The organism is Sphaerochaeta globosa str. Buddy (genome assembly GCF_000190435.1).
GTDB lineage: Bacteria > Spirochaetota > Spirochaetia > Sphaerochaetales > Sphaerochaetaceae > Sphaerochaeta > Sphaerochaeta globosa.
Map to the genome: position 1 here is coordinate 1 of NC_015152.1, position 11,825 is coordinate 11,825.

Sequence of the window (11,825 nt, forward strand, 5' to 3'; positions counted from 1 at the left end):
TTTTTTATATTGTATAGAATTACATTTTATAACCAAGAGTGATATGTACAATACTTGCACCACTTGTATCTACAGGGTAAAATGGCCGCATGAGCGACATGCACACCACCTATTATGAATTCTGGCAGGAGACCGCCTCCAGGATCAAGGATACGCTGCCAGAACAGGAATTCAATACCTGGTTCAACCGTATCGCGTACCTGAAATCAGAGGATAAAAAGGTAATTTTGGCTGGAGCCAGCCAGTTTATTCTCGATACAGTGATAGCCCGTTACCGGGATTTAATCGTCAATACACTTAGTGAATTGACCGGAGAGGACATCAATGTTGAATTTGCTGTCATCTCACGTTCAGAGATTGAACAGATTAACAAACCAGAAGGAAACGCCAAGGAAAAAGAGGAGAAACAAGAGCCGGTCCAGACCCAGGCAAAGCCGAAAATCTCCAATGAAAAAACGTTGCGCATGAAAGTGGAGAGCAATCTCAACCCCTCGTATGATTTCGGCAATTTCGTTATCGGGGACAACTCAGCATTTGCCTACAATGCGAGCCTTGCAATTGCAAAGAATCCGGGATCCAGTTACAACCCATGCCTCATTTATGGAGGGGTAGGTTTAGGGAAAACGCATCTACTGAACTCCATCGGAAATTTTATCATCAACAACACCCCTGAACTGAAGGTAATGTATGTCACCGCCGAAATGTTCACCAACGAATTCATTGAGTCCATCGGGTCGCAAAAAACCCAGCACTTCAAGAACAAGTTCCGCAAGGTGGATGTGCTGCTCATCGACGATATCCACTTCCTTCAGGGAAAAGACAGCACCCAAGAGGAATTGTTCCATACCTTCAACAACCTCTACGAATCCAAGAAGCAGATGGTGTTTACCTGTGACCGTCCGATCAGCGAATTGAAGAACATCACCGACCGTCTGAGCAGCCGCTTCGAGAGGGGCTTGAATGTTGATCTGCAACCGCCCAACTACGAAACCAGAATGGCGATCCTTAAGAAAAAACTCATTGAGCGGGGCAGTTCCATGAGTGAAGAAATCCTGAACTATATCGCCACCAATGTCTGTACCAATGTCAGGGATTTGGAATCTTCCCTAACAAAGCTAATTGCTTACAGCGAATTACTGAGTCAGGAGATTTCCTTTGACAAGGCAAAAGAACTGCTGGGCATACTGCCTTCTTTGGCTGCGAATGCAAACCAAACGCTCTCCATCGATACAATCATCAAGGTTGTAGGGGAGTATTTCAATGTCAGCAGCTTTGAAATCAAGGGGAAGAAAAAGAACAAGTCATTGATACAACCGCGTCAGATAGCCATGTACCTCTCCAGGGATATCACCGAGTATTCCACCACCGAAATTGGGACGGAATTCGGGGGCAGGGATCACACCACGGTAATGCATGCCTACGACCGCATAGAATCCTTGATGAAGGGGGATGAAGCGTTCGCCAATACTGTGCAAAAATTGAAGCGTGACTTAACAAATGTCAAGAAGTAATTCATTGTGGATAGCATATGGATGCATTGTGGATAACTTCCAAAACCTGTGGATAGAGCTTTTTTGCTTGTGCAAGGATTGTGGACAGATCCAAAAGTTATCCACAGGATGACAAAAAGTAAGAAGAGATTGTATAATGAATTAAAAAGTTATCCACAGAAAACGTGCTATTATTACTATTATTACTACATATTCTAATAATCTAGGAGTATTAAGATGAAATTCGTCTGCAGCAAAGAAGCCATCCTCACCGAGATCATATATTCCATGGACTTCACCAGCCAAAGGAACTCCCTTTCCATCACTTCCAATGTCTATCTTGAAACCTACAACGATACGCTGATCATCAGGGCTACAGACCAAAAACTCGGATTCAGCACCCATATAGCCGTACAAACCCTCAAAGAAGGAAAAACCACTGTTTTTTGTGAAAAACTGCTGAATATTCTTCGCTCACTTCCCGATACCAATGTTGAATTCACGGTCGTGGACGGAATGTTTACCATCAAGCCGGTCAGCCAAAACATTGACTTCAAACTCAGAACCATCACTCCGGAAGAATTTCCTCCTTTGGAAACAGCACCTGAAGGTCGGTATTTCTCAGTTCCTCAGAAAGCATTTTCCGATATGGCCAACCAAACCATGTTTGCCATCAGCGAGGATGAGACACGCTATTTCTTGTGCGGCCTCTATCTTGAACGCAATGCAAGCGGCATGAACATGGTTGCAACCGATGGAAGAAGACTTTCCATCGTTGAAAGGACATTTGAGGAAGAACTTCCCATGTTTACTCCTGTAATCATTGCTCCAAAATTTTTCACGGAGCTGAAGAAACTTTCCACCGATGAAGGAACGTTGGAGCTTTGCATTACCGATCAGCTGCTCTTTGCAAAAATAGCACAACGAACATTCTACACCACCTTGATCAAAGGCCAATATCCCAACTATCGACGGGTAATCCCCGACAGTCAGAACTATAGTTGCACCATGCGAATACAGGATATGCTTGATGCACTGAAGCGTGTTTCCTTGTTGGTGGAAAATAAAGCAAAACGTATATTTCTTGATATCAGCGAAGCTGGTGTTCTGTTGACCAGTGATGAAAGTGAAGTAGGAGAAGCCAAGGAAATCATTCCCTGCCAGTATGAAGGTCCGGATAGCAAGGTTTCGCTGAATTACACGTACCTGCTCAATCCCCTCAAGGCGATGGAAGGGGAATATTTCTCCATCAACTTCACTGAACCAACAAAAGCTATGACAGTAAAATCTGAAAGCAACAGGGATTATTATCATATCATCATGCCGATGCAACCCAATTCCTAATGCGTTTCATCGAGCTTTGGACTAATCAGTTTAGGAATCTCGTCAGCCAAAGGATACCTGTCGATAATCGGCAGGTATTCCTCATTGGACCAAATGGACAGGGAAAAACCAATTTGCTTGAAGCCCTCTATGCCCTTTGTTATGGTTCTTCGTTTCGGACGAACCAACTCAAGGAACTGACGGTCCATGGAGAAAAAGCTTTCAAGATTGTAGGCATTTACCTTGGTGACGACCAAATCCGGCACACCCTGATGTTGGAATGGAAAGACGGCAAGCGCAGCATGTCACTCGATGATCGTGAAGTGAAGGACCGCAAGGAATTAATCTATAACATTCCCTGCATAGTATTCAGTCATGACGATATATTTTTCATCAAGGGTGAACCGGAGCAGCGACGAAGATTCTTCGATCAGACGATGAGCATGTACAATCCACTTTTTTTTGACGACCTGCGTCGTTATCGACTTGTTCTTCGTCAGCGAAACCAAGCTATCAAGGATGGTCGATTTGAGCTCTTGGATCTCTATGACTTGCAGCTTGCCAAGTATGGGCTTGCGATCCAGAGTGAACGGACTCGGGCAGTCTATGAATTTGACCAGATTTTTCCTTCGATGTACAAAGATGTCTCCCAAAACACCATGGAGGTGCATATTGAGTACCACCCCTCATGGAATGATTGTGCTACCGAAGAAGAGATTGTTGAGTATTTGGCTCGTACCAGAAGCCGTGATATAAGTATGCTTACCACTACCAGCGGTATCCATCGGGATAGATTTCTGGTTATGGAAGCTGGCCAGCCGTTTTCCCAGACCGGCTCCACCGGGCAACTACGGCTTGCTTCATTGATTTTCAGAACTGCACAGATGGCATTCTTTCAGAAAAAGACTGGTAAGGAGCCTTTGATTCTTGTCGATGATGTGTTACTTGAGTTGGATTTTGAAAAGCGTGAGCATTTCCTGCACTTGATGCAAACCTACTGCCAAGCCTTTTTCACCTTTCTACCCGAAGAGCATTATTTTTCAGAGCTGGCCGAGGAAGGAGCTTTGCTCTATACTGTCCAGGAAGGAAGGTTTTTGAACTGATGAAGGACAAGAAACCAAGATTATGCAAGGAAGGAGAACCTCTGGAAGGAAGAAAAGTCTTGGATTTTGTGTTGCGCTCGCTCGATATCCGCACAGATAATCCAAAAGCAGCCATCGGATTTGAATGGCAAAAAATTATTGGAAACCGGCTGTATCCTCATGTAAAAATAGTAGAAATTAAGGGAACAACGTTGGTTTTAAGGGCTGATCACCCCTCTTGGGCACAGATTGCACTTATGCAGCAAAAAAAGATACTTGCTTTAATTACCAAGAAATACCCATCACTGGGAATCAAATCGATACAGATGCTGAGCTCCTAGTTACTTGACGTAACGGCACTTGCTCATTATACTGCACCACTCGGAGGACCATACTCCGTATACGTAGAAAATATCCGCGTTAAGCGATGTAAAATTGGAGAATATCTCATGAGTTACAAAGGAAAAAGAACCTACCAGCCCAGTAAAGTTAAGAGAAACAGAAAGTTTGGATTCAGGGCTCGTATGGCAACAAAGGGCGGTCGCCTGGTATTGGCCCGCAGAAGAGCCAAAGGCAGACACCAGCTGTCCGTATGTGATGAGAAGAAGCCTTTCTAAGAAAGAAATTGTAAAGCGTAAACCGGAGATTGACCGAGTTTTTAAAACTGGCAAGACATACGCTTGCCTTGGTTTAAAACTGATTGTTAGCCAAAACCAGCTGGATGTTGATAGGATTGTAGTAATACCCGTCCGTCACTATGGAAGCGCTGTTCAGCGTAACAGAATACGCAGACAGATCAAGGAAATCTGGCGAAATGAGAAACCTCGGATGGTCCCCGGTTACGATTTTGCATTCATCGTATATCCAGGAAAGGTTAATGACCATACATCCCAAAAAAAACAACTTCTCGCTCTTTGTGAAAAGGCTGGGGTCTTCCTCCAGTCGTGAGACTTTCTGTTAGTCTTTCCCACTCCTGTTGTTGCAGAATTTCGTTGTGAACCTATCTTTCCTGTGATTACTCTCTCACCACACCTCATCATCAGGAGCAGATATGGACAAAAATACCATTCTCGCCATAGTTCTATCCGTGTTGGTTATTACCGTTGGTATGACCATTCAAACCACGTTTTTTGCACCCGACCCTGTGGTGCAGTCAAGCCAGCAGGAAGTTCAGCAAGCCAGTACGCCATCTGCGACAACCCTTGAGCCGGCACAGTACTCCCAGATTCCTTCCAATATGGCCTGGAACAGCAAGCTTCCGGGTTCTTTGGTTTCCGTGGGCAATCAGGGCTCCAGTACACCTTTTACCTTCTCAACCGAGTATTTCATTATTGAATTCAATCCCAATGGAGCTTCTGTTTCCTCATTCAAGCTGAAGGAACATCTTGATGACGGGGAACCAGTGGAACTGCTTTTCAAAAGTCAAAACTCAAATGATGCCTTCCTGCTCTACGCCGGAAAGGACAAGGCCAATCCAATCGATGCCAATTTCAGGTATCAGATCAGTGGCAATAAAGTAATTTTCACTCAGGAATTCGCCCTTCTCTCCGAAGATGGAAAGAGTGTAGGCGATTCATTCTCCCTCACCAAGACCTATACGTTCGGTGCTAAGGACTACTTGTTCCAAATCGATGTGGATACCAAGAATAGTGTGAACAAGGCGGTTCCTCTCTCCTTCGAGAATTCTGCTTATACCTTGGCCTTCGAGCCCCAGATTGGGCCTTCCTTCGCTAAGCTTGACAACAACTACAACTATAGAAGGTTCTATATCAAGGAAGATGGCTCTTCCAAGAAGAATCAGGTCAAGCTGAGCAATGGAGCGTACACTACCACCAAGCCCCTTTCCTGGGTTGCCTTGGTTGGCAAGTACTTCTCCTTGATCGCCATCCCTGATGCCACCAACTACACCGTCAGCTTGTCAGAGACTAGTGAAGAGGGATTGCCGCTGCAGTCGAGCATCTATATCACTCGTCCGGCTATTAGAAGTGCCTCACAAACTGATACGTTCCGTTTCTATGCAGGACCCCAGCTCAAGGGTGATATGACCATTTACGACGATGCTTCGTCGAACAGTTTCGGTGTTGCCAATCTGCAACTTGAACAGGCGTTGGACAGCAGTTCCTGGCTTGGCTGGCTTGAGACCATTCTGAAAACCATCCTGAACCTGCTTTACAAGGTGATCCCCAACTACGGCGTAGGCATCATCATTCTGACATTCCTGCTTAAGCTTGTGCTCTATCCCATCTCCAAGAAGGGTATGGAATCGACGGCAAAGATGTCTTCCCTCTCCCCGAAGATGGCGGAGATCAAGGAGAAGTATCCGGACAATCCGACCAAGCAGAACGAAGAGATGGCTACTTTGTACAAGAAGGAGAAGATCAATCCGATGGGCGGCTGTCTGCCGATGCTGCTCCAGTTCCCGATCCTCATTGCCTTCTACGGGTTGCTCAACAAGCACTTTGAACTCCGCGGTGCCATGTTCATTCCCGGTTGGATTCCAGACCTTTCCATGCCGGATACTGTATTCACCTTCGGTTTCAATCTTCCCTTCCTGGGCAATCAGCTGCACTTGCTGCCGATCGTCTATACAGTCAGTATGATCTACTCGATGAAGATTACCCAGAATGCTTCAACTGCAGGAAGCCAGCAGGGCATGATGAAATTCATGACCTACGGTATGCCGTTGATGTTCTTCTTCGTACTGTATAATGCACCTTCCGGCTTGATTCTTTACTGGTCGGTCATGAATGCTCTCTCCATCTTCCAACAGTTGTATACCAACAAGAAGAAGAGCAAGGAAGCCATTGAAGTGAAGGGCCCTACTGTACAGCAGTTTCCCGGTCCGAAGGGTAAGAAACGGACCTAATCCCCACAAGAAATGAAATATTACCAGGGGGACTCGGTCCCCCGAACGGAGTAGCTATATGATGAAAGAATTCGAAGGACGTACCGAGCAGGAGGCTATTGCAAAAGCAATAGAGGAACTGCACATTGAACGTGAAGATTTCGATGTAGAAATCGTTGAGCCTGTCCGGAAGGGACTGTTCAAGAAGAGCAATGTAAAGATTAGAATTCACTTTGAAGATGAGAATGATGTACTACCAGAAAGTTATGATTCTCGCAGCACGCTGGATGAGGACGAGGAGGAGCTTGATGCTCCAATCAACAGCGAGCTCGAGGACAAGCTTTTGCTTTTCGTAGCAACCATTCTCGAGAAAATGGGGTACCAGGGCAAAGTCTCCATTTCCTTTCGCAAGGCACGCAAGCTTGGTCTGAATATTGAGAGTGACAACTCCAGTATCATCATTGGCCGCAAGGGAAAAAACCTTGATGCCATCCAGCTGCTGGCCAATGTGTACGCCGGGCAGATTGACCCTGATTTGAAAGTCATCATCGATAGTGAGAACTATCGCATGCGCCATGAGGAGCAGTTGATCAGGATGGCCTTCAAGACTGCTGAGCAGGTCAAGAAGAGCGGCAGGAGCAGGTTGCTTGAGCCGATGAACCCGTATGAAAGACGGCTGGTGCATACCGCCCTCAATGATTTTGGTGGCGTTGAGACCAAAAGCGAAGGTGAGGGGCTGTACAAGCAGATTCGTATCACCAACCAAAAGCACTAACACTAATGGGGACTTTGGTCCCCTTTTTTTATTGATTCAGCTTGACAAAATTCTTTGCCAAGCCTACTGTTCGTAGTGTACCGTATGGTATAAAACACTATATCTTGTGTGTATAGGAAAAGGGAAGTGGGTGAAAAGCCCACACGGTCCCGCCGCTGTAAAGGGGAGATTTTGCATATAGCCACTGGAGCAATCTGGGAAGGAAGCGAAATCGATGAACCTGAGTCAGAAGACCTTGCCTATACAGACACGCCGTCACGGAGTATGACAGGGCGTGTGCCTCTTGCAGGGCCGCCTCTCTGTCTTGACTCCAGTAGGAGGAAACCATGCAACAGCAGGTGGTCAAACGGGATGGACAGGTGGTTCTCTGCGAGGTTCAGAAAATCATCAACGCAATCACCAAAGCAGCCGTAGCTTCCAGCCAGGATGTCGATGCCTTGGAAGTGGCCTCGTTGGTACTTGCCAGGATGAAGGGCAACAATCCCATCACCGTCGAACAGATTCAGGATTTGGTTGAACAAGCTCTGATGGAAACAGGAGCAACAAAGACTGCGAAAGCCTATATTCTGTATCGCAGCCAGCGAGAGAGAATGCGTGAGGGAAAAGCCCTTATTAAGGCTACGAACGCGCTCTTTGATTCCTATCTAGGCCAGACAACCTGGCAGACCAAGGAAAATGCCAACACCAGACGTTCGGTCAATGGGATGAACAACTTCATTCGTGAACGTTTTACCGAGCAGTACTGGCTTAATGAAATCTATCCGGCTTCAATACGCTCAGCGCATGAAAGCGGTGCCCTTCATGTGCATGATTTGGGATTCTTCGGGCCCTATTGCTGCGGCTGGGATCTTAGGCAGCTCTTGACATGCGGTTTCGGGGGTGTGGAGGGCAAGGTAAGTAGCAAACCTGCCAAGCACCTGCGCTCCTTCCTCGGCCAGATAGTCAATGCAACCTTCACGTTCCAGGGAGAGTGTGCAGGAGCTCAGGCCTGGTCCTCGTTCGACACGTATGCAGCCCCCTTCATCCGTTACGATGGACTCTCTTACGATGAGGTCAAGCAAGCAATACAGGAGTTCATCTTTAATCTCAACGTTCCCACACGCGTAGGTTTTCAATGCCCTTTCTCCAATCTTACGTTCGATCTTGTGGTGCCATCCAGCCTTCGTGATGTACCGGTCATCAGAGGAGGTGAAAACCAGGCTGAGACGTATGGAATGTTTGCCAACGAGATGGATATGCTCAACCTCGCCTTCTGTGAAGTCATGGAGGAAGGGGATGCTTCGGCGCGTGTCTTTACCTTTCCCATCCCTACGTACAAGGTGACCAAGGATTTCCCATGGGAGAGCGAGGTGGTTGACGCAATTTTTGCCATGACGGCAAAATACGGAATCCCTTACTTCTCCAACTATGTAAACAGCGACCTTTCCCCTGAGGATGCTCTTTCGATGTGCTGCCGATTGCGCCTCGATACGTCCCAACTGAGAAAACGAGGAGGTGGTCTGTTTGGGTCCAATCCTTTGACCGGCTCAATCGGTGTGGTGACACTCAACCTTCCCAGGCTGGCGTATGAGACCAAGGATGAAACGCTGTTTCTGAAAGGTCTTGCATCGCTGGCTTCGCTTGCCAAAAAGAGTTTGGAAATCAAGAGAAACGTCATAGAAGCTGAAACGGAACGCGGTATGTATCCCTTCAGCCAAAATGCTTTGGAAGATGTGAAACTGAGACTCGGCACCTACTGGGCGAACCATTTCAGCACCATTGGAATCGTGGGGATGGAAGAAGCCTGCCTGAATCTCTTTGGGGATCAAGGCTCCTTGGTTACCCAGAAAGGTCAGGAGTTCGGTCTGCGGGTACTAGGAGAACTAAGGACTCTCATCAGTGGATTCCAGAGTGAGACAGGAAACTTTTACAACCTTGAAGCCACCCCAGCCGAGGGTGCCAGCTATCGGCTGGCCAACCTTGATTCCCTCCAGTATCCACGCATCATCACTGCGGGAGAGAAGGTTGGATACTATACCAATTCATCTCAGTTACCCGTTGGCTATACCTCGGATCTGTTTGAGACGTTGGAGAAACAGGATGAGCTTCAGTGCCAATACACAGGAGGAACAGTCCTGCACCTCTACCTTGCCCAACGAATCTATGATTTGAATGTTGCAAAGCTTCTGGTCAGAAGTACATTCACCCGCTACAAGCTACCCTATTTGTCCCTTACTCCAACCTTCTCGACGTGCAAGAATCACGGATATCTGGATGGGGAAGTGGAGCAATGCCCCTTCTGCGGTTGCCCTACCGAAGTATGGACACGAGTGGTTGGCTATCTCAGGCCGAAGAATGATTTCCATCCAGGTAAGCAGGAAGAGCATCGCCAGCGAAAGTTCTATTCGGTAAAGATGTCATGAATATTGCAGGGCTTGAAGCCTGTTCCTTGCTTGACTATCCTGGCTTGCTCAGTAGTGTCTTTTTTTGTCAAGGTTGCAACTACGATTGCTTCTATTGCCATAATCGTGCATTAATTGAACCGAAGTCTTGCATAACCGACTATCAAGAGGCACAAACTTTTCTCCAGCAACGCAAAGGTTTCATCCAGGCTGTGGTAATCAGCGGGGGAGAACCTTCCCTGCAGCATGATCTGATGGAGTTTGTCGAATTCATCCGAAATCTTGGCTTTGCCGTCAAATTGGATACCAATGGCAGTAGGCCGCAGGTTGTTTCAAAATTGCTTGAACATGACCTTCTCTCGTATGTTGCTGTGGATGTGAAGGCTCCCTGTGAACGCTATCAGGAAATTGTCGGGGACAAGGGGGATGAAATACTTGTCAGAACGAGTGTTTCCCTTTTGACCGAGTACCAGGCAAGCCATCCGGGTTTTTCGTATGAGGTGCGTACTACACTCGCCCCAACGCTGGGACAAGAGGATTTGCTATGCATGGTCCAATCGTATCCCGTTGTTCAGCATTGGTATGTGCAGAAGTATCGCATTCCAAAGCACTTTAAAGCAAACGACGAGAAAAGAATCAACCTCCCTCAACTGTCGGTTGGGGAGGTTGAAAAAAGTCTTGGTCTCTTGAGAATGTATCAACCGAACTTGGTTATACGTTGATGATCTGTTCCCAGGGCATGGAGGGTTTTCCAAAATGCCCGTAGTTCACATTCTTCTGGTAGATGGGCCTGAGCAAATCGAGGCTGCGAATAATGCCAGCCGGTGACAGGTTGAACTTCTGTCTGACCAGGTCCTCAAGCTTCTCATCGTCCACCTTTCCGGTGCCGAATGTATCAACATAGATGGAAATTGGATAAGGAACCCCGATGGCGTAGGAGAGCTGTACTTCACATCTGGTACAATACTTGTTTGCAACCAAATTCTTGGCTACAAAACGAGCCATATACGCTGCTGAACGGTCTACCTTTGAAGGGTCTTTCCCGCTGAAAGCACCGCCGCCATGACGACCCATGCCACCATAGGTATCGACGATGATCTTCCTTCCCGTCAGGCCGGTATCACCACTGGGTCCTCCGATGACAAAGCGACCGGTAGGGTTGATGTAGATTTTGGTTTTCTCATCCAACAGGCCGGTCTTGTCGAGCACTACATTGATGACTTCTTTTGTCAAAAAGTCGATGAGATGTTCCCGATCGGTATCGGCGGTGTGCTGATGGCTGATGACAACCGAATCGATATGCACCGGTTTGCCATCCTTGTAAAGCAGGGATACCTGACTTTTTGCGTCGGGACGGAGGAAGGGGGCATACCCACCCTTGCGCAGTTCGCTTGCTTTCATCAGGAGTTGATGGGCCCACATGACCGGAGCCGGCATAAGCTCTTCCGTTTCATCACAGGCAAAACCAAACATCATACCTTGATCGCCTGCACCTTGTTCGCCGAACAGTGAAGTATCGGCAGTGACACCCATGGAGATATCAGCAGATTGGGTACTGGTAAGGTTGATCACCTTCAAGGTTTTGTAATCAAACCCACAGCCTTCTTCGGTATATCCGATTTCCTTGACGGTTGCTCTGACAATTGATTCGATATCCAAGGTTGCATTGGTGGTGATCTCTCCGCCTACAATGACGGTATCGGTGGTGGCAAAGACTTCGCATGCAACCCTGCTTTTGGGATCTTGCCGAAGACATGTGTCCAGAACGGCATCGGAAATCTGATCGCAGACTTTATCCGGATGTCCTTCGCTTACTGATTCTGAAGTGAAAATGTGTGATCCATGTTCTAACATACACCCTTCCTTATGGAACTTGGGAAGGAGGAACTCAATTCAGAGAATTGTTGCGCTCCCCTTTTAGCAAGTTTC

At 47.1% G+C, this 11,825-nt stretch carries 11 protein-coding genes and 1 riboswitch; of the genes, 10 read left to right on the forward strand and 1 reads right to left on the reverse strand.

Features of this window, described 5'->3' with window-relative positions:
• Positions 1 to 89: 89 nt before the first annotated feature.
• The 10 genes from dnaA (at position 90) to SPIBUDDY_RS00050 (ending at position 10,618) form a co-directional block, all read left to right on the forward strand.
• Positions 90 to 1,511 (forward strand): chromosomal replication initiator protein DnaA, encoded by a 1,422-nt coding sequence (gene dnaA / locus SPIBUDDY_RS00005; protein WP_013605700.1) that lies wholly within the window; start codon positions 90 to 92, stop codon positions 1,509 to 1,511.
• A 216-nt stretch (positions 1,512 to 1,727) separates the two neighbouring features.
• Positions 1,728 to 2,834, forward strand: a complete 1,107-nt coding sequence (gene dnaN / locus SPIBUDDY_RS00010) for a DNA polymerase III subunit beta (RefSeq protein ID WP_013605701.1) — start codon at positions 1,728 to 1,730, stop codon at positions 2,832 to 2,834.
• Entirely contained in the window at positions 2,834 to 3,916 is a 1,083-nt protein-coding gene (gene recF, locus SPIBUDDY_RS00015; RefSeq protein ID WP_013605702.1) for a DNA replication/repair protein RecF, read from the forward strand. Before dnaN ends, recF begins: the two co-directional genes overlap by 1 nt.
• Entirely contained in the window at positions 3,916 to 4,236 is a 321-nt protein-coding gene (locus SPIBUDDY_RS00020; protein WP_013605703.1) for a DciA family protein, read from the forward strand. Before recF ends, SPIBUDDY_RS00020 begins: the two co-directional genes overlap by 1 nt.
• 108 nt (positions 4,237 to 4,344) lie before the next feature.
• On the forward strand, positions 4,345 to 4,512 hold the full coding sequence (gene rpmH, locus SPIBUDDY_RS00025; protein WP_013605704.1) for a 50S ribosomal protein L34: 168 nt from the start codon (positions 4,345 to 4,347) through the stop codon (positions 4,510 to 4,512).
• The gene (rnpA, locus tag SPIBUDDY_RS00030; protein ID WP_013605705.1) at positions 4,493 to 4,843 is read left to right on the forward strand and encodes a ribonuclease P protein component; all 351 of its coding nucleotides are present in this window, start codon (positions 4,493 to 4,495) and stop codon (positions 4,841 to 4,843) included. Before rpmH ends, rnpA begins: the two co-directional genes overlap by 20 nt.
• A gap of 103 nt (positions 4,844 to 4,946) precedes the next feature.
• Positions 4,947 to 6,761, forward strand: a complete 1,815-nt coding sequence (gene yidC, locus SPIBUDDY_RS00035) for a membrane protein insertase YidC (protein ID WP_013605706.1) — start codon at positions 4,947 to 4,949, stop codon at positions 6,759 to 6,761.
• 58 nt (positions 6,762 to 6,819) lie between these two features.
• Entirely contained in the window at positions 6,820 to 7,515 is a 696-nt protein-coding gene (gene jag / locus SPIBUDDY_RS00040) for an RNA-binding cell elongation regulator Jag/EloR (protein WP_013605707.1), read from the forward strand.
• 69 nt (positions 7,516 to 7,584) lie between these two features.
• Positions 7,585 to 7,772, forward strand: a riboswitch (cobalamin riboswitch).
• Positions 7,773 to 7,841: 69 nt separating this feature from the next.
• Positions 7,842 to 9,917: a ribonucleoside triphosphate reductase gene (locus tag SPIBUDDY_RS00045; RefSeq protein ID WP_013605708.1), complete on the forward strand. Its 2,076-nt coding sequence runs from the start codon at positions 7,842 to 7,844 to the stop codon at positions 9,915 to 9,917.
• Complete coding sequence (locus SPIBUDDY_RS00050) at positions 9,914 to 10,618, forward strand: anaerobic ribonucleoside-triphosphate reductase activating protein (protein ID WP_013605709.1); 705 nt, start codon at positions 9,914 to 9,916, stop codon at positions 10,616 to 10,618. Before SPIBUDDY_RS00045 ends, SPIBUDDY_RS00050 begins: the two co-directional genes overlap by 4 nt.
• On the opposite strand, the gene metK is transcribed toward SPIBUDDY_RS00050, so the two are convergent.
• Positions 10,608 to 11,750: a methionine adenosyltransferase gene (metK, locus tag SPIBUDDY_RS00055; protein ID WP_013605710.1), complete on the reverse strand. Its 1,143-nt coding sequence runs from the start codon at positions 11,748 to 11,750 to the stop codon at positions 10,608 to 10,610. The two genes, SPIBUDDY_RS00050 and metK, sit on opposite strands and share 11 nt — an antisense overlap.
• Between the last annotated feature and the right edge of the window lie 75 nt (positions 11,751 to 11,825).

Bases quoted from the DNA above. Each gene is read 5' to 3' on its own strand.
- dnaA (WP_013605700.1), top strand. From the start codon at position 90: ATGAGCGACATGCACACCACCTATTATGAATTCTGGCAGGAGACCGCC.
- dnaN (WP_013605701.1), top strand. From the start codon at position 1,728: ATGAAATTCGTCTGCAGCAAAGAAGCCATCCTCACCGAGATCATATAT.
- recF (WP_013605702.1), top strand. From the start codon at position 2,834: ATGCGTTTCATCGAGCTTTGGACTAATCAGTTTAGGAATCTCGTCAGC.
- SPIBUDDY_RS00020 (WP_013605703.1), top strand. From the start codon at position 3,916: ATGAAGGACAAGAAACCAAGATTATGCAAGGAAGGAGAACCTCTGGAA.
- rpmH (WP_013605704.1), top strand. From the start codon at position 4,345: ATGAGTTACAAAGGAAAAAGAACCTACCAGCCCAGTAAAGTTAAGAGA.
- rnpA (WP_013605705.1), top strand. From the start codon at position 4,493: ATGAGAAGAAGCCTTTCTAAGAAAGAAATTGTAAAGCGTAAACCGGAG.
- yidC (WP_013605706.1), top strand. From the start codon at position 4,947: ATGGACAAAAATACCATTCTCGCCATAGTTCTATCCGTGTTGGTTATT.
- jag (WP_013605707.1), top strand. From the start codon at position 6,820: ATGATGAAAGAATTCGAAGGACGTACCGAGCAGGAGGCTATTGCAAAA.
- SPIBUDDY_RS00045 (WP_013605708.1), top strand. From the start codon at position 7,842: ATGCAACAGCAGGTGGTCAAACGGGATGGACAGGTGGTTCTCTGCGAG.
- SPIBUDDY_RS00050 (WP_013605709.1), top strand. From the start codon at position 9,914: ATGAATATTGCAGGGCTTGAAGCCTGTTCCTTGCTTGACTATCCTGGC.
- metK (WP_013605710.1), bottom strand. From the start codon at position 11,750: ATGTTAGAACATGGATCACACATTTTCACTTCAGAATCAGTAAGCGAA.